Raw genomic sequence first — 16,394 nt, forward strand, 5'->3', positions numbered from 1 at the left:
TTAACTAAAAGGACAAAATTAAAACCGTGTGAATCCAAGATGCTTTTAACTTGGATTTACACGGTTTTTTCATTTTATTGAGTTTTGTCTCAGCCTCGCTTTATTCTTCGACAGCATTTTTATACTTCTTGTAATAGTTGATTTGACGCATCAGTAAATACATTTTTCGCTTCATATGTTTATCTTTATTGTAAAATAAAGGATTACCATACTTTCCTGCTTTGATAAGCGATCGAATCTCTTTTTCCATAGGCGGATTATCGACAAACTTTTTCAATACTGCTTTCGGTACGACAGTGAATAAGAAATGGTCATCTAGATAGGTTAATGGCTTTTCCTTCTCGTATACCAAGTCATCGACCAAATACTTCGCCATATTCTCACCGCATTGCGTAATGTAATAACTCGAACGTCCTTGACGGATATTCACTTCAAACGCTTTGAATTTGCCATCGCGTTCATCGTATTTCAAATCGAAGTTCCCGTAACCGACATAGCCAATTGCTTCAAGGAATTTAGCTAACTTCGTCATAATTTCTTCATCATACCGCGTAATCAATGCCGTATAATTTCCGATAGCCGTCATCGCACGTTCTTGTAATACCACCTGAGCCAATGTGATTAGCTGCGCTTTACCATGCTGATCAGCGTAATATACAGCATCCCACATATACGTATCATCCCCAGGAATGAAATCTTGGATGATCAGATCTTCTGTGTATCCACTGGCCTTAACCATTTGGATAATGCGATTGATTTCCTCATATGTATCAACTTTATAGATTTTCTGCAACCCGTCAAACGGATGACGATAATATTGAACACCATCGCTCGGCTTGATGATGACCGGGAACAGTACTTCTTCTGTAAATGGTTCATCGGATAAACATGAATGGAAGTACGTAGAGGGTGTATCTATTCCATGCTCTGCACATAATTTATAGAAGTTTTTCTTAATATACACGGCATTCATGATTTCTTCATCTATATAATTGAATAAGAAATCTTCTTGCAAAGCTTCTCGTTGCTCAATAATCAATCGGACATATAAATCGTCTGTTCCGACAAGCACTAATTTTTGATCAGCCGTACGGTATTTCTTCGCAATATCCCGTAAAAACTGAACAAATACTTTTGGATCGTGTAGACCGTGATTCAGTTCCTGGATATCTGTAATCGTACTATAGCTTGTAAATGGTAATGGTTCCCTACCAACAATTACAGGTTTGATGCCATATTCTTCATGAAATGAAATTGCCATATTATAGGCATTAATATTAGTTCCGACAATAATCGGGATAAAAGAATGCTTACTCATATATTCCTCCAACAGACGTTTTTCCATTTAGTGTAGTTGCACTGAATTCGTAAGTCAAGAAAGGACCGTTCTTCACTAACCATATGTTTTATAAACTTGATCATGAGTAGCATATAATTCCCAAGGATAAACTCGCGGTGCTTCTGAAGTAAACTGCATCATTTCCTTTGTTGTCGGATGTTCAAATTCCAACTTGTGCGCCCATAATGCAATCTGTTCGCCACGCTTATTCATTGCACTACCATATTTCTGATCACCATAAAGCGGGAAGCCTTCTGTTGCCATTTGTACCCGAATTTGGTGTGAACGTCCTGTATGTAGACGTACACTTACTAAACTTTGATCTATTTTGCTATCAAGTACTTGATAATCCAAACTGGCCACTTTCCCTTCCGGATGATTCGGTCTCACACTATACACTTGATTTTTCTGACGATTCTTGTATAAGTAATGCTGAAGAGTAGATTGTCTTTTCTGAGGCACACCACGGAGAATCGCTAAATATCTCCGATCAATGATGCCGCGACGAAGCTGATTGGACAGACGAGATGCCGCTTTGGAAGTTTTAGCAAATACCATCACACCGCCAACAGGACGATCAAGACGATGTACTAAGCCAAGATATACCTTTCCTGGTTTTTGATAACGTCTTTTAATATCCTGCTTTAATATAGTCAATACGTCCAAATCTCCACTCTCATCTTTTTGCACCGGGACATTGACAGGCTTTTCCACGACTAAGAGATGGTTATCTTCATATAGTACAGGTATCTTCATTTAATGGATGCCTCTTTTTTAATACAATCCAATAATGCCTGACAACCTTCGAGCACTAAGTCGTATGTTTCTTGGAAATCACCAGTGAAGTACGGATCTGGAACGTCTTTTTGGTGACTAGTCAAATCCAAAAAACGAAACACACGCTGGTGGTCACGATCACCAAAAATGTTATGTATATTTCGGATGTTTTCTGCGTCCATTCCAATAATATAATCAAATTCCGCTGCATCTTTCATATTCAACTGACGTCCAGCCATCCCCTCTGCCGAAATTTGAAATTCTGCCAGTTTGGATATCGTTCCTTCATGAGGGGCTTTCCCCACATGCCAATTGCTTGTTCCTGCCGAGTCTACTTCGATGTGATTCTCCAAATGTTCAGTATGAATCATCTTACGAAATACTCCTTCAGCCATAGGTGAGCGACAAATATTCCCGAGACAAACGAATAATACACGTATCATACGACTCTCTCCCTTTACTAGTATATTTCTATTCTAGTATACAGCATTCGATAATTTTCTTCATTTTATGTATAATAATCAGCGATAATTCCAAACGTTACGAAATACATGTCTTACACAAGGGAATTAAGTCATAATTAATATTTATTATAACTTTGTGATATACTAGGACTTAAATATCATCACAAAGGGAATGATGTAGGAAAAAGGAGGTCTACCCTATGCAAATTATGTTTGAAGAAACGTGGGATGCTACATTATCAGACCAACAAAAACAGGCTTTTATTTATCAATACGAAACCAAAAGATCTGTTCATGATGAATTTACAGCTACACCTATACTGTTAAAAAGAAAACGCAATGGAGGATTAGTCGCTACTGTATTTTTGCAAAATAATCGTGATGAATTATTATCTATTCGTGAAGCTACAGTATATGTAGTAAATGAACGAGGAGAAACAGCAGCTGAAGAGACTTTTTCATTGTCCCTAGATATTCCATCTTTTACGGCAACACCTTGGTCTTTCGTCTTTTTACCAACTTGTGTCGATTCCACTGAAGAACCTACTGACGGATGGAAGGTCTTCATAAAGTAACACATAAAAAAACAGCCGCTCCATTATGGAACAGCTGTTTTTTCAAGTTAACTCAACATTATGATGAACCTGTTGTACATCTTCTAAATCATCTAGTGCATCAATCATTTTTTCAAACTGTTCCTGCGCTTCTGCATCTAATGAAATTTCATTCTGAGCTATCATGGATAACTCTGCTACAGTAAAGTCCGTAACACCAGCTTGATTAAACGCTTCCTGTACTTCATGGAAATGGGAAGGATCAGCGTATACAACTACTTGCCCATCTGCCTCCTCGATATCGTTGACATCAACGTCGGCTTCCATCAATAATTCTAATACTTCATCTTCTGTTTTGCCTTCAACACCAATAATAGCAGCTGGATCAAACATATAAGCTACAGAACCACTCACGCCCATGTTGCCTCCATTTTTACCAAATGCCGCACGTACTTCTGACGCTGTCCGATTGACGTTATTTGTTAATGCATCCACGATTACCATAGAGCCGTTCGGTCCGAACCCTTCATAACGAAGTTCGTCGAAGTTTTCCTCGCCGCCACCTTTTGCCTTTTCGATTGCACGGTCGATGATCGCTTTAGGTATGCTGTATGTTTTTGCACGTTCGAGTACGAATTTCAATGCTTGATTCGATTCGGGATTTGGATCTCCTGATTTTGCTGCTACATATATTTCACGGCCAAACTTTGCATAGATTCTACTCGTGTTCGCATCTTTAGACGCTTTCTTTTCTTTAATATTATTCCATTTACGGCCCATTGAGTGCACACTCTTTCCTTTAGTTATAATGATTTACTACTATTTAGTATACCAATTGCTTTTTGACATGAAAAGTAAAAAGATAAATAGACGTAGGTAGGAACCTCTACACTTCTAAGAGTTGTCGTGTACTAAAAATTAGTGAGTGTCTGCGCTACTGAGTAGTAATAATGTAGATTGTACTAGCAAAACAAGACTTTTTATACGTTACACAACTAAGAAATCCATTTGACAGAACCACTACGCGGCTGCCCGTCTTACTCACTTTTGGTTGGGGACGTCGCTCGACTGATTGTTAGGTATTGAAATTAGCGAGGGTATGCTTTCTGGACCCGCGCAGGCACGTGGGGGATTGCCTCCAGCCCTGAGCCAGCTGGCGATGGGGCTGCCAGTTGTCTCAGGGCCACGGCCTACCCCGCAGTTGTGCCTGCGCTACTTTGGGGAAAAGAATTAGTTTGTGTTTCTAGCAAAGAGAAAACCAGTGACATGGTGATAGCTATCATGTATTTCTTACTCACTTTTTGTTGGGTACGTCGCTCGACTTATTTTTGGGTACTGAAGTTAGCAAGTGTTCACTTTCTGGACCCGCGCAGGCACTTGGGGGATTGCCTCCAGCCCTGAGCCAGCTGGCGATGGGGCTGCCAGTTGTCTCAGGGCCACGGCCTCCCCCGCAGTTGTGCTTGCGCTACTGTGGGGAAATGAATTAGTTTGTGTTTCTAACAAAAAGAAAAACAGTGACATTGTGATAGCTTTCATGCATTTCTTGCTCACTTTTGTTGGGGACGTCGCTCGACTGATTGTTGGGTACTAAAATTGGTGAGTGTATGCTTTCTGGACCCGCGCAGGCACGTGGGGGATTGCCTCCAGCCCTGAGCCAGCTGGCGATGGGGCTGCCAGTTGTCTCAGGGCCACGGCCTACCCCGCAGTTGTGCCTGCGCTACTGTGGGGAAATGAATTAGTTTGTGTTTCTAACAAAAAGAAAAACAGTGACATTGTGATAGCTTTCATGCATTTCTTGCTCACTTTTGTTGGGGACGTCGCTCGACTGATTGTTGGGTACTAAAATTGGTGAGTGTATGCTTTCTGGACCCGCGCAGGCACGTGGGGGATTGCCTACAGCCCTGAGCCAGCTGGCGATGGGGCTGCCAGTTGTCTCATGGCCACGGCCTACCCCGCAGTTGTGCCTGCGCTACTTTGGGGAAATGAATTAGTTTGTGTTTCTAGCGAAGAGAAAAACAGTGACATGGTGATAGCTATTATGCATTTCTTGCTTACTTTTGTTGGGGACGTCGCTCGACTTATTTTTGGATTCTGAAGTTAGCAAGTGTTCACTTTCTCGACCCGCTCAGGCACGTGGGGGATTGCCTCCAGCCCTGAGCCAGCTGGCGATAGGGCTGCCAGTTGTCTCATGGCCACGGCCTACCCCGCAGTTGTGCCTGTGCTACTTAGTGGTAATGATGTAAGTTGTGGTTCTAACAGAAATAAAAACAGAGACAGGCGAACTTTCTGTCAGTGGCTCCTTACGAAACCCATCCACCAGCGCCGGAGTGAGGACCATGACCGCCCCAGTCTCATTGCCAGCAAAACCACGCACCCCTAACAGAAACGGAATCCAACAAGCACTAATTCCATTAAAAATTCAACTACTCACACTGCCTTGCACCATTTCCAACACGTAAACCATCCTATAGCACTATACTAAGGATCAATATACTCTTTCTTCGCACTACCATGAAAACAAGAAACTTTCTACAAATCCCGGAAATAAAATAAATTTTCAAAAATACTACCCATGTTCGTTGAGTACTTACCATGCTTTAGAGTCTCTTCCAAATAAGAAATCGCCATTATTTAAATAAATAAAAATTTCAATCCCTACTATTCTAATTTGTATTGACTATTTTTAATTGTCTGTTAAACTGTTAATAATATAACAGTTAGCGGGGGGATGGAATGGTCACATTTGAATCGTGGAAAGATGCACCGGTCTTACCAAAGTTTCCGACAGATTCCGAGACCAAAGGAGCGTCTGAAGTATTGAAATGGGCTTATGATCATTATGGAGAAAAGTTAGTCTATGCTTGTAGCTTTGGTATCGAAGGTATTGTATTAATTGAACTGATTTCACGGGTGAAGCCCAATGCCAAGATTGTTTTCTTAGACACTAATTATCATTTTAAAGAAACGTATGACACGATAGAAAAAGTGAAGAAGCGCTATCCTCAACTTCAAATTCATTTGCAACAACCTGGATTGACTATTGAAGAACAGACAAATCAATACGGTGTAGATCTCTGGAAAACCAACTCAAATCAATGTTGTGATTTGCGGAAGATTAAACCATTGGAAGAAGCTATTGACCCTTCCACCGCATGGATATCAGGATTACGTAGAGAACAATCTGAAATGAGAAAATCTACGGATTATCTAAATCTAGATAACCGTTTTGAGAAGATTAAAGTGTGTCCGCTTATTCATTGGACATGGAAAGATGTGTGGCGTTTCGCCCACACACATGAACTGGACTATAATATACTCCATGATCAAGGTTATCCGAGTATTGGTTGTGCAAACTGTACAAAACCAGCTTTTACTGAAGAAGACATGCGTTCCGGACGTTGGACTGGTAGTGGCAAAACAGAATGTGGCCTGCATACGTAAATTTTTTTAAATTTAAAACCTAGTATTTCTATATGACTTATTAAAATGTAAAGGATAGGTGCTTAAAAATGACAACAATACAACCACATGGCGGTAATTTAGTTAATTTATATGATCCCACTCTCTCCATTAAAGGATTGCACAAAACAGTCTCTATTGATGCAACATCAGTGAGTGATTTGGAATTAATCGCAACGGGTGCCTATAGCCCGTTAACTGGATTTTTAACTTCTAAAGATTATCATGCAGTCGTCAATGATATTCGTCTCGCGGACGGTACGATATGGAGTTTGCCTATTACGCTACCCGTAAAAGACAGTTCGGCTTACTCCGTTGGCGATACAGTATTACTCGACTATCAAGGTGATATATTCGGCACACTTGAAATAACGGATATCTTCGAACCTGATCAACAAATTGAAGCAGAAAAAGTGTATAAAACAACTGACCGTGCACATCCAGGTGTAGCGAAGTTACTTGATCGCGGCCATATCTATCTAGGTGGACCGATTAAACTGATCAGACGAATAGAACAGAATTATTTTGCTGAGTTTTATTTCGATCCTTCTGAAACTCGTCAAGCATTTGAAAGTAATGGCTGGAAGACGATTGTCGGATTCCAAACGCGTAATCCTGTGCACCGTGCACATGAGTATATTCAAAAAACTGCACTCGAAATCGTGGACGCACTTTTGCTCAACCCGCTAGTTGGTGAAACAAAGTCTGACGATATCCCAGCCGATGTACGGATGGAGAGTTATCAAGTTCTACTGAGTGATTACTACCCTGAAGATCGCGTGAAGTTGGCTGTCTTCCCTGCTGCAATGCGTTATGCAGGACCACGCGAGGCAATATTCCATGCGCTTGTGCGTAAAAATTATGGTTGCACACACTTTATCGTCGGTCGTGACCATGCAGGTGTTGGAAATTATTATGGCACATACGAAGCACAAGAAATCTTCTCGAACTTTACAGCGGAGGAAATCGGCATCACATTACTGTTCTTTGAGCATAGTTTCTTCTGTAAAACTTGCGGCAATATGGCAACACCTAAAACTTGCCCGCACTCCAGTGAGGACCATGTCATCCTTTCGGGAACTAAGGTGCGTGAGATGTTGAAAAACGGCATCTTGCCTCCACCGGAATTCAGTCGCAAAGAAGTGGTCGATGTACTCATTAATGGATTACAAGAAAAAGAACTGGCGAAGTGAGGGATGACGATATGGCAAAGAACATTGTATGGCATGACCAATTAATTTCAAAAGAACAACAACGATCAAAAAATAAACATCATAGTGCAGTACTCTACTTCACTGGCCTATCCGGTTCGGGTAAATCCACCATTGCTAATGCAGCCGCACGCCGGTTGCATGATCTTGGTGCTAACACTTATGTACTTGATGGTGATAATGTTCGTCATGGCTTAAATAAGGACCTTGGCTTCTCTGATGAAGCACGTAAAGAAAACATTCGTCGCATTGGTGAAGTCTCGAAATTATTCATTGACAGTGGTCAGCTCGTGTTTACCGCATTCATCTCCCCTTTCCAAGAGGATCGTGATGGCGTCAGACGCTTAGTAGAAGAAGATGAATTTGTTGAAGTGTATATCAGTTGTCCTCTTGAAGCTTGTGAACAACGTGATCCAAAAGGTTTATATGAAAAAGCACGTGCCGGTGTCATTCCTGAATTTACTGGGATTTCATCACCTTATGAAGCACCAGTAAAACCTGAACTTACATTAGAAACTGATCGATATACGATTGATGAGTGTGTCGAACAATTGATCGGTTACTTACGCGATAAAAAATGGATTCATTAAGGAGTGATTGGAATGGGCAAAGTTTGGCTAGTCGGAGCAGGTCCTGGAGATCCTGATTTATTGACCGTCAAAGCAGTGAAAGCTATACAGCAAGCGGATGTAGTTCTTTATGACAGACTGATCAATCAAGAAATCTTAACTCATGTAAAGTCCGATGCAGAATTGATTTTTGTAGGAAAACTTCCTAAGCATCATTTCGTTCAGCAGGATATGATCAATTTCTTATTGGTTAAACATGCGAAACAAGGTAAACAAGTCGTACGTCTGAAAGGCGGCGATCCATTTATATTCGGTCGCGGCGGTGAAGAAGCAGCGTTTGTGGTGAAGCATCACATCCCATTCGAAGTGATTCCGGGCATTACGTCCGGAATTGCAGCTCCAGCCTATGCAGGAATCCCTGTTACCCATCGTGATTACAGCGCTTCCTTTGCAATCGTCACGGGCCATCGTAAAGAAGGTGCCGAAGAGACTGAAAAATGGCAAGCTCTCGCAAAAGGGATTGATACTCTAGCGATTTATATGGGTGTCAGCAATCTACCTTATATCCAAAAACAATTGATTGAGCATGGTAAAGATCCAGACACACCTGTTGCCTTCATTCATTGGGGAACGACAGAGACACAGCGCACAGTTACTGCGACGCTTTCTACTATGACGGAAACGGCACGTCTGGAAGAAGTCAAAAATCCGAGTATGATCATTATCGGTGAAGTCGTTCGCTTGCGTGATGAATTACAATGGTTTGAAGAATCCAGTAAAGAACGTCGTTTACACGAGGCGATGGTATGAGAGCTATCTTATATATTTGCCATGGCAGCCGCGTAAAGAAAGGGCAGCAGGCTGCTTTGGCATTCATTGAGAAGACAATGGAAACCGAAGCGGCCCCTATTCAGGAAGCGTGTTTTCTGGAACTCGCTGAACCGTCGATTGCTGAAGGCGTTGCGCGCTGTATCGCACGGGGCGCAACAGAAATTATTGCTATCCCCTTTCTGTTATTACGCGCAGGTCATGCCAACGTGGATATTCCTACTGAGCTTCAGGAAGTTATGATGGATTATCCTGATACTCCTGTTTACTACGGTGATCCAATTGGTGTGGATGAAAGAATGATCAATGTGCTAATCGAACGATTGCATGAAACGACAGAAGTAATTCCTGAGGATGCATGCATTTTATTGATTGGAAGAGGTAGCAGTGATCCCGCTACGCAAGATGATTTTGCAGAAATCAAAAGAATCTTCCAAGAAAAAACTAAACTCCACAATGTCAGTGTCGGTTATCTAGCAGCTTGCGAGCCTTTTTATGAAGATGAACTCGGACGATTACTAGAACATCAGCCAAAGAATTTGTATGTTTTACCGTATTTATTGTTCACGGGTATCTTGATGAAATCAATTGAACGAACACTAAAGAAAACTAAAACAACAACCGCTATTCATCTATGCCCCGAATTAGGCTATGATCCCGTGATTCATGCGATTCTGAATGAAAGGGCCGATGAAGCAACAGAAAGGAAACGTGGTCTCTATGTTCCCCATCATGCTTGAAAACATGGATGAATCAAATATTTTCCTAGTCGGTGGCGGGCACGTCGCATATCACAAAGTACTCAACCTCCATCGTTTCGGTATCCATCCTACCATTATCAGCCCTGAATTCCACCCGTCTTTTGAAGAACTAGAACAACGAGGGACGGTTACACTCATCACGAAAAAAGCACAATGGGAAGACGTTGCAAATGCTTTTCTCACCTTGCTTGTAACGGATGACGAAGCAGTAAATGATTGTCTTGCCAAACAATTAAAAGATGCGGGTAAACTGGTCGTTCACGCTTCCAATCCTTCTTTAGGTACTGCACAGATTCCCGCTGTTATGACACGCGGTAAACTGATCATCAGTGTATCGACAAGTGGCGCAAGTCCTTCATTGGCCAAAAATGTTCGTGACGAAATTGCAGAAACCTATGATGAACGATATGAGGACTACCTGGATTTCCTTGCTGATGTTCGACACTATGTGAAGCTTTACATCGCGGATCGCGCAGAGCGTAGGACATGGCTGAAAGAAGCTATCGAGCCTATTTATCTCCATAATGCAGAAGAGCGGCAAACTCTTATGAACGAACTACAGCAAACCTTTCCGTCAAAAAAGCTCATCAGTTAAAAAAGAAAATAGAATTAAAAGAGATCCTTAATTCACTTACGAATTAAGGATCTCTTTATGTAGTTTTTAATCGATTACTTATTCATGAATGATTTGATTTCTTCTTCAGACATGGAAGAATCACATTTAATATTTACTGTGTCTCCATTTGTGTAGATGAAGCCAGGCACTGTTGGAATGTCGTACTCATTACGGAAAGCAGAAACACCTTTCATGTCAGCATTTTCAATACTGTTAACGTAATAGATATGGGCATCCGTTTCTTTAGCCACTTTGTTTAATTTTTCAACGAATAGTTGGCAGAAAGGACATACGGATTTACCGACATAGATTACAGCCTCGCCGTCCCCTTTTACTAGTTCGTCTGCTCTTGCCGAATCAATTTTATCAAAACCCGCTACATTTTCTTCATAACCCATTTATGATCAATCTCCTTTCATTGTTAGTATTAGTATACCGCATTGTGTAAAGACTCAAACAAATCTGCTTATCGGTTCACCTCCATATACTTTTCAAAGACCCCCATCATACTATCTATTCAAACGGATAGGCGTGGATGATATTCCCCATCCGTCCTGTCGTCGTGATAGCCTGTGATAGGGAATTCACTATTGCTTCTTCAGCCACTTCAGCTGCACTGAGAAAAAGGTCATCCATCTCTAACTTTTTAGATTCACGCGAGTCCATGTTATTCACCCCAAGTTAAAATTTTAAATAAGTAAAGACTTAGTTTCAGACTAGTTTTCTCTATTTTAATCAAAATAAAAAAGGCAGCAAAGTTCTACTACCTTTTCAATCTTGATTAATGACCTAAATAGGCTTTCTTAATCGTATCATCTTGCAATAATTCTTTAGCAGTACCAGAAGCAACTACTTTCCCATTTTCAAGTACATAACCATGATCTGCTACTTTTAATGCTTGTCGCGCATTTTGTTCAACAAGTAAGACTGTGGTACCCGCTTCATTAATCTCTTTAATAATTTTAAATATATCTGCAACGATGATCGGTGCTAGACCCATTGAAGGTTCATCTAGTAAAAGAAGCTTTGGCCTAGACATAATCACTCTGGCAATCGCTAACATTTGTTGTTGTCCACCTGAAAGTGTCCCACCGTATTGTTCTTTTCTTTCTCTCAGAATCGGAAAGCGATCCATCACCTTTTCAATATCCGCGCTAACTTCTGAATCACTTCGGTGATATGCACCCATTTCCAAGTTTTCTAAAACAGTCATTGTTGCCAAAATACCTCTACCTTCTGGAACAAGCGCTAAACCATTTCTTAAAAGCTGGTCCGGTCGACGACCTGTAACGTCTTTCCCTAAATAATGGATAGTACCTTCTTTGGGTTTTAAAAGCCCAGCGATGGTATTCATCATCGTCGTCTTACCAGCACCATTGGCACCTAAAATCGTTACGATTGTCCCTTCTTCTACAGCTATATCTATACTTTTTAACGCTTGAATTTTTCCATAAAAGGTACTGATGTTATCTAGTTTAAGCAAGCTCATCTTCCTCCTCAACCCCGAGGTAGGCTTCAATTACTTCTTTATTATTTTGAATACTGCTCGGTGTACCTTCTGCAATTTTTTTACCAAAGTTCAAAACGATAATTCTACTACAAACACGCATCACGAGTGGCATATCATGTTCGATAAGTAGCACTGTAATATCTAACGTTTGGATTTTTTTAATTAAATTAAATAAATCATTCGTTTCTTTTTCGTTCATCCCAGCTGCTGGTTCATCAAGAAGGATTAACTTTGGTCTACTTGCTAAAGCTCTTGCGATTTCTAATCTCCGCTGCGCACCGTATGAAAGGTTTTTTGCAATTGTTTCTTTATCATCCGCTAAGCCAACAACTTCTAATATCTCATCTGAAGTTGCCAAGACTCTAGCTTCTTCTGCTTTTTGAGCTTTCGTGCGGAAAACACTTTGCAACACATTAGTTTTTAGTCGACAATGATTACCTACCATAACGTTTTCACGTACTGTTAAGTCAGAAAACAGACGAATATTTTGAAATGTACGGCAAATGCCTTTTTCTGTAATTTGATGTGGCTTTAAATTCGAAAGTGGATTACCGACAAACGATATTTCACCAGAACTAGGAGGATACATAGCTGTAATCATATTAAACATAGTCGTCTTTCCAGCACCATTAGGCCCAATTAAACCAAGAATTTCGCCTTCTTCCACTGAAAATGAGACATCGGTTAAAGCTTGGATACCACCGAAGTTTTTACTGATCTTCTTTATTTCCAGCACCATGCTTTTTCTCCCCTTTCTTCTTAGGTCTTAATCGTTTAAATCGGTTCATCATATTCACATCGATAATTCCTTGTGGGCGGAACGCCATCATAAGAACAAGAAGCGCACCATAAATCATAAATCGATATTCGTTGATAAAACGTAAGAATTCCGGCATTGCAGATAAGAACACAGCTCCGAATATGGATCCCCATATCACTTCGCTTCCGCCAAAAATAGAGAAAATCAATATTTCTACTGCTCTATGATAATCAAAGTCTGATGGGCTAATGTACGCCATTAAATGAGCATATAAGGCGCCTGCAAATCCTGCTAACATTGCGCCTTGACCGAAAGCTAATACTTTGTAATAAGTAATATTAATACCCATTGCTTCTGATGCTTCTTCATCCATTTTAATAGCGGAGAAAGCACGTCCAATTCTAGAATTATTTTGTCTCACGAAGAACCAAATGACAGAAATCGTTATAATAAGTAAGACAAAAAAGACAGCTAAACTTATGAACTGGTTGTTTTTCAACCCAAACATATCAGGTTCTATTCCTATAGTTTTACTTACACTAAGTATTTCTCTTCCAAGATGCGGAATGCCTGATAAGCCAATTGCACCGTTTGTTAAACCATCCCAGTTAATGAAAAGAACTCGAACGACTTCACCGAACCCAAGTGTTGCAATAGCGAGATAAACACCTTGCAATCTTAAAGCCGGAATACCGATTAATGTCCCAACAATCCCTGTAAAGATAGCAGCTATAATGACACCGAGTACAAGCGGCATATTATAATTAAGCGTTAGAATAGCTGTTGTGTACGCACCTATACTCATAAAGCCCGCATGACCAAGTGATAATTGTCCTGTTCCAAGCGTTATGTATATGCTAACAGCTAGAATGATATTAATTAAAATAAAAGAAGTAACTTGTAGATAATACGGGTTTATTAATTCGCCTAACATCTAATCAACCCTTTCTCCCAGTTGTAGCTGTTCCAAAGATTCCTTGTGGTCGTACGATTAAAATAACAATGATAGCGATAAACGCAACAGCATCCCGATAACCTGAATCTCCATATGCTACGATAAATGTTTCAGCCATCCCTAAAATCAAACCACCTACCATGGCTCCTCTAACATTACCTAAACCACCTAAAATAATAATAGCTAATCCTTTAAGTCCGAAAGATAAACCCATTTGAGGGTTAACAGAGTTGAAAGCGATTCCCACTAAAATTCCAGCAATTCCACCCATTGCTGATGCAATAATAACAGTTTGCGTTATCGTTTTTTTCGTATTTACACCGAGAAGACTTGCTACTGCTAAGTTTTCCGCGCTTGCACGTAATGCTTTTCCTGCTTTTGTTTTAGATAACCAAAAAGTAAGTCCAAACATTAGTAAAATAGCAATAACGAAAATAATAATTTGAACGTAGTAAACAGTTGTTGATCCTAAAACGAATTTTAATTCTGAAAGTGATGTACGGAATGGTTGGTTGCCTGAACCAAAAAAGTGATGTGCAACGTTCTCAAGAAAAATAGAAACACCGATTGTACTTATTAAAGGCGCAAGATGTGAGACACCTTCTTTCCCTCGTAATGGTCTTAGCGCAAATGTTTCGAGAAAATAGCCTAAAATTCCCGTCACTACAATGGCTACGACAAATGCAATATATAATGGCCAACCCAATATATTCGTGACAACGACGCCCATAAATGCTCCGAACATAAAGATTTCCCCGTGCCCCATGTTTACTACGTTCAACACACCAAATACGAGCGTGTAACCTAGCGCAACAATGACATAGATACTTCCTAATGTTAAACCATTTATTAATTGTTCAATTAGCAATAGTACTCCTCCTTCTTCATTTTCGACTTATATGATTAATCTCATTTTTCGTAAGTCATTTAGGAAAACAACAAGGCTGGGAAAATCCCCAGCCCCTTCCTTGAAAAATTATTCGAATACTACGTATTCATCATCTTCAATAATTAAAACAGTTGGCTCCATAATAATGTCACCGTCTTCATCAAATGACATATTTCCTAGAACGCCTTCAAAATCTTTAATTTCAGCCAGTGCATCACGAATCGCATCACGATCTGCTTCACCAGCATTTTTAATTGCTTCAGCCATTACATAAAAACCATCATATGCTTGTGCTGCGAACTGGTCCGGCTCCATACCGTAAGCCGCTTTATAATCTTCAACAAACTTTTTAACTTTCTCGTTGTCTTTCTTAGCGAACCAAGGAGTTGCAACGATTAAACCATTTGCAGCATCGCCAGCAATTTCAATAACTTCCGGTGAGTTAAAACCATTACCGCCAACGAATGGTACGTCAATTCCCATTTTGCGGGCTTGATCAAGAATTACTGCGCCTTCATTATAAAGAGCAGAAGCTAAAACTAAGTCTGGATTTAGGCTTTTAATTTTTGTTAATTGTGCTTTATAATCAGATTGTCCTAATTGGAAAGTTTCTGTTGTTAAAACTTCTAAATCTAAATCTTCAGCAACTTGCTTCATCGTGTCATATCCTGCTTTTGTGAATACATCATCATTTCCGTATAAAATCGCAACCTTTTTTGCGCCATATTTATCAATAGCTTTCTGCACAGATGCAGGAATTGCTAATGTCTCAGGAATTGAATTTCTGAATACATATTCTCCAAGTTGTGGAATACCTTCAGCTGTGTTTGATGTACCTAGAATCGGAACACCGTTTAAATCTGCTTCTGGTCCAACAATTTGCATTTCAGTACTTAAAGTAGGCCCAATAATTGCATCTACATTTTCTGAGTTCATTAATTTTTGTGCAACTGATAGTGCTTCTTCTTGTTTACCAGCAGAGTCTTCAATTTTCAACTCAATGTCCACTTCTCCAAGTTCAGTAATTTCTTTGTGTGCGAGATTAATTCCGTTTGTAATCGCTTCACCATAACTAGCACCTGGGCCAGTTAAGTATGAAATAACGCCTACTTTTGCTTTTACAACATCACCAGAATCTGCACCTTCAGTATCATCTGTTGATGAGTTTCCACATGCGGCTAACATTACTAATGTGAAAGCCATTAAAACTGTAAACAAGAGTTTACTTCTTTTACTCATACTACCCAGCCCCCTACTTGATTGAAATTTCAATCATCGAGAATTATACAACTCTCAATAATTTGTTAGTTATATCATTTGTCACAACTCTGGTTATCTTATGACTCATCGAACATGAGCTTCTGTTTTCATGTGACAAAATAGTGATATAACTAATATTTTGATTATACCCTATTATTAATAGCATAGGTTGTAATATTTACAATATTTAAAACTATCTATCATATTAGAGATATTTATTTCTTAATTGAATATAATGTAAGTTATTTTGATGAACTGGATTTATCCACTTATGGCTATCTTCGCAGCGAGTTGTTACGGTACAGTCTCTACTATTATTAATCTCGCTATATTAAATGATTTCACTGTTGCAGAAGCGGTGACTAGTCAGTAACTTATTGGTTTTATGTTTGCTCTTTTCATATTTATTATTGTATGTCGAAAAGCAAAAAAAAAGAGGTTG

19 protein-coding genes are annotated in these 16,394 nt (G+C 39.9%); 8 read left to right on the forward strand and 11 right to left on the reverse strand.

Annotation, left to right across the window (positions count from 1 at the left end):
- Positions 1–100: 100 nt before the first annotated feature.
- From SporoP8_RS05960 to SporoP8_RS05970, 3 genes are all read right to left on the reverse strand, one after another.
- Positions 101–1,318 carry a carboxylate--amine ligase gene (locus SporoP8_RS05960; protein ID WP_085131657.1) on the reverse strand — a complete coding sequence of 406 codons (1,218 nt, stop codon included), beginning with the start codon at positions 1,316–1,318 and terminating at the stop codon, positions 101–103.
- Positions 1,319–1,393: 75 nt separating this feature from the next.
- Entirely contained in the window at positions 1,394–2,095 is a 702-nt protein-coding gene (locus tag SporoP8_RS05965) for an RluA family pseudouridine synthase (protein ID WP_085131658.1), read from the reverse strand.
- Positions 2,092–2,559 carry a low molecular weight protein-tyrosine-phosphatase gene (locus tag SporoP8_RS05970; RefSeq protein ID WP_085131659.1) on the reverse strand — a complete coding sequence of 156 codons (468 nt, stop codon included), beginning with the start codon at positions 2,557–2,559 and terminating at the stop codon, positions 2,092–2,094. The genes SporoP8_RS05965 and SporoP8_RS05970 overlap by 4 nt, the downstream gene beginning before the upstream one ends.
- A gap of 221 nt (positions 2,560–2,780) precedes the next feature.
- On the opposite strand from SporoP8_RS05970, the gene SporoP8_RS05975 reads away from it, so the two are divergent.
- Positions 2,781–3,155 carry an SLAP domain-containing protein gene (locus tag SporoP8_RS05975; protein ID WP_085131660.1) on the forward strand — a complete coding sequence of 125 codons (375 nt, stop codon included), beginning with the start codon at positions 2,781–2,783 and terminating at the stop codon, positions 3,153–3,155.
- A 42-nt stretch (positions 3,156–3,197) separates the two neighbouring features.
- Here the strand turns inward: SporoP8_RS05975 and SporoP8_RS05980 are convergent, their stop codons facing one another.
- The gene (locus SporoP8_RS05980) at positions 3,198–3,914 is read right to left on the reverse strand and encodes a YebC/PmpR family DNA-binding transcriptional regulator (RefSeq protein WP_085131661.1); all 717 of its coding nucleotides are present in this window, start codon (positions 3,912–3,914) and stop codon (positions 3,198–3,200) included.
- A 1,953-nt stretch (positions 3,915–5,867) separates the two neighbouring features.
- On the opposite strand from SporoP8_RS05980, the gene SporoP8_RS05995 reads away from it, so the two are divergent.
- From SporoP8_RS05995 to SporoP8_RS06020, 6 genes are all read left to right on the forward strand, one after another.
- A complete protein-coding gene (locus tag SporoP8_RS05995; RefSeq protein WP_085131664.1) occupies positions 5,868–6,575 on the forward strand; it encodes a phosphoadenylyl-sulfate reductase in 708 nt (235 codons plus the stop codon).
- 68 nt (positions 6,576–6,643) lie between these two features.
- Positions 6,644–7,786 (forward strand): sulfate adenylyltransferase, encoded by a 1,143-nt coding sequence (gene sat, locus SporoP8_RS06000; protein ID WP_085131665.1) that lies wholly within the window; start codon positions 6,644–6,646, stop codon positions 7,784–7,786.
- Between the two features lie 11 nt (positions 7,787–7,797).
- On the forward strand, positions 7,798–8,394 hold the full coding sequence (gene cysC, locus SporoP8_RS06005) for an adenylyl-sulfate kinase (RefSeq protein WP_085131666.1): 597 nt from the start codon (positions 7,798–7,800) through the stop codon (positions 8,392–8,394).
- A gap of 12 nt (positions 8,395–8,406) precedes the next feature.
- Positions 8,407–9,183 (forward strand): uroporphyrinogen-III C-methyltransferase, encoded by a 777-nt coding sequence (cobA, locus tag SporoP8_RS06010; RefSeq protein ID WP_085131667.1) that lies wholly within the window; start codon positions 8,407–8,409, stop codon positions 9,181–9,183.
- Positions 9,180–9,941: a sirohydrochlorin chelatase gene (locus tag SporoP8_RS06015; RefSeq protein ID WP_085131668.1), complete on the forward strand. Its 762-nt coding sequence runs from the start codon at positions 9,180–9,182 to the stop codon at positions 9,939–9,941. Before cobA ends, SporoP8_RS06015 begins: the two co-directional genes overlap by 4 nt.
- A complete protein-coding gene (locus SporoP8_RS06020) occupies positions 9,922–10,557 on the forward strand; it encodes a precorrin-2 dehydrogenase/sirohydrochlorin ferrochelatase family protein (protein ID WP_085131669.1) in 636 nt (211 codons plus the stop codon). The genes SporoP8_RS06015 and SporoP8_RS06020 overlap by 20 nt, the downstream gene beginning before the upstream one ends.
- A gap of 74 nt (positions 10,558–10,631) precedes the next feature.
- Here SporoP8_RS06020 and SporoP8_RS06025 read toward each other — a convergent pair whose 3' ends face one another.
- The 7 genes from SporoP8_RS06025 to SporoP8_RS06050 all read right to left on the reverse strand — a co-directional run bounded on the left by SporoP8_RS06025 (position 10,632) and on the right by SporoP8_RS06050 (position 15,931).
- Entirely contained in the window at positions 10,632–10,976 is a 345-nt protein-coding gene (locus SporoP8_RS06025) for a DUF6568 family protein (protein WP_085131670.1), read from the reverse strand.
- Between the two features lie 115 nt (positions 10,977–11,091).
- Positions 11,092–11,244: a P1 family peptidase gene (locus tag SporoP8_RS16495; RefSeq protein ID WP_157111229.1), complete on the reverse strand. Its 153-nt coding sequence runs from the start codon at positions 11,242–11,244 to the stop codon at positions 11,092–11,094.
- 115 nt (positions 11,245–11,359) lie between these two features.
- Positions 11,360–12,061 (reverse strand): ABC transporter ATP-binding protein, encoded by a 702-nt coding sequence (locus SporoP8_RS06030; RefSeq protein WP_085131671.1) that lies wholly within the window; start codon positions 12,059–12,061, stop codon positions 11,360–11,362.
- Complete coding sequence (locus SporoP8_RS06035) at positions 12,054–12,827, reverse strand: ABC transporter ATP-binding protein (RefSeq protein WP_085131672.1); 774 nt, start codon at positions 12,825–12,827, stop codon at positions 12,054–12,056. The genes SporoP8_RS06030 and SporoP8_RS06035 overlap by 8 nt, the downstream gene beginning before the upstream one ends.
- The gene (locus tag SporoP8_RS06040) at positions 12,799–13,782 is read right to left on the reverse strand and encodes a branched-chain amino acid ABC transporter permease (protein WP_085131673.1); all 984 of its coding nucleotides are present in this window, start codon (positions 13,780–13,782) and stop codon (positions 12,799–12,801) included. The genes SporoP8_RS06035 and SporoP8_RS06040 overlap by 29 nt, the downstream gene beginning before the upstream one ends.
- Positions 13,783–13,786: 4 nt before the next feature.
- Positions 13,787–14,671, reverse strand: a complete 885-nt coding sequence (locus SporoP8_RS06045) for a branched-chain amino acid ABC transporter permease (RefSeq protein WP_085131674.1) — start codon at positions 14,669–14,671, stop codon at positions 13,787–13,789.
- Positions 14,672–14,779: 108 nt separating this feature from the next.
- A complete protein-coding gene (locus tag SporoP8_RS06050; RefSeq protein WP_085131675.1) occupies positions 14,780–15,931 on the reverse strand; it encodes an ABC transporter substrate-binding protein in 1,152 nt (383 codons plus the stop codon).
- Between the two features lie 271 nt (positions 15,932–16,202).
- Between SporoP8_RS06050 and SporoP8_RS16840 the strand changes: the two genes are divergently transcribed.
- Complete coding sequence (locus SporoP8_RS16840; protein ID WP_269747688.1) at positions 16,203–16,325, forward strand: hypothetical protein; 123 nt, start codon at positions 16,203–16,205, stop codon at positions 16,323–16,325.
- Positions 16,326–16,394: the final 69 nt, after the last annotated feature.

This window comes from Sporosarcina ureae, assembly GCF_002101375.1.
Lineage (GTDB): Bacteria > Bacillota > Bacilli > Bacillales_A > Planococcaceae > Sporosarcina > Sporosarcina ureae_B.

What these genes read in the sequence shown, in the direction of transcription:
- sat (WP_085131665.1), top strand. Translation starts at nt 6,644, where the DNA reads ATGACAACAATACAACCACATGGCGGTAATTTAGTTAATTTATATGAT.
- SporoP8_RS05960 (WP_085131657.1), bottom strand. Translation starts at nt 1,318, where the DNA reads ATGAGTAAGCATTCTTTTATCCCGATTATTGTCGGAACTAATATTAAT.
- SporoP8_RS05970 (WP_085131659.1), bottom strand. Translation starts at nt 2,559, where the DNA reads ATGATACGTGTATTATTCGTTTGTCTCGGGAATATTTGTCGCTCACCT.
- SporoP8_RS05995 (WP_085131664.1), top strand. Translation starts at nt 5,868, where the DNA reads ATGGTCACATTTGAATCGTGGAAAGATGCACCGGTCTTACCAAAGTTT.
- SporoP8_RS06025 (WP_085131670.1), bottom strand. Translation starts at nt 10,976, where the DNA reads ATGGGTTATGAAGAAAATGTAGCGGGTTTTGATAAAATTGATTCGGCA.
- SporoP8_RS16495 (WP_157111229.1), bottom strand. Translation starts at nt 11,244, where the DNA reads ATGGACTCGCGTGAATCTAAAAAGTTAGAGATGGATGACCTTTTTCTC.
- SporoP8_RS05975 (WP_085131660.1), top strand. Translation starts at nt 2,781, where the DNA reads ATGCAAATTATGTTTGAAGAAACGTGGGATGCTACATTATCAGACCAA.
- SporoP8_RS06035 (WP_085131672.1), bottom strand. Translation starts at nt 12,827, where the DNA reads ATGGTGCTGGAAATAAAGAAGATCAGTAAAAACTTCGGTGGTATCCAA.
- cysC (WP_085131666.1), top strand. Translation starts at nt 7,798, where the DNA reads ATGGCAAAGAACATTGTATGGCATGACCAATTAATTTCAAAAGAACAA.
- SporoP8_RS06050 (WP_085131675.1), bottom strand. Translation starts at nt 15,931, where the DNA reads ATGAGTAAAAGAAGTAAACTCTTGTTTACAGTTTTAATGGCTTTCACA.
- SporoP8_RS06020 (WP_085131669.1), top strand. Translation starts at nt 9,922, where the DNA reads ATGTTCCCCATCATGCTTGAAAACATGGATGAATCAAATATTTTCCTA.
- SporoP8_RS06040 (WP_085131673.1), bottom strand. Translation starts at nt 13,782, where the DNA reads ATGTTAGGCGAATTAATAAACCCGTATTATCTACAAGTTACTTCTTTT.
- SporoP8_RS05980 (WP_085131661.1), bottom strand. Translation starts at nt 3,914, where the DNA reads ATGGGCCGTAAATGGAATAATATTAAAGAAAAGAAAGCGTCTAAAGAT.
- SporoP8_RS06015 (WP_085131668.1), top strand. Translation starts at nt 9,180, where the DNA reads ATGAGAGCTATCTTATATATTTGCCATGGCAGCCGCGTAAAGAAAGGG.
- cobA (WP_085131667.1), top strand. Translation starts at nt 8,407, where the DNA reads ATGGGCAAAGTTTGGCTAGTCGGAGCAGGTCCTGGAGATCCTGATTTA.
- SporoP8_RS16840 (WP_269747688.1), top strand. Translation starts at nt 16,203, where the DNA reads ATGAACTGGATTTATCCACTTATGGCTATCTTCGCAGCGAGTTGTTAC.
- SporoP8_RS05965 (WP_085131658.1), bottom strand. Translation starts at nt 2,095, where the DNA reads ATGAAGATACCTGTACTATATGAAGATAACCATCTCTTAGTCGTGGAA.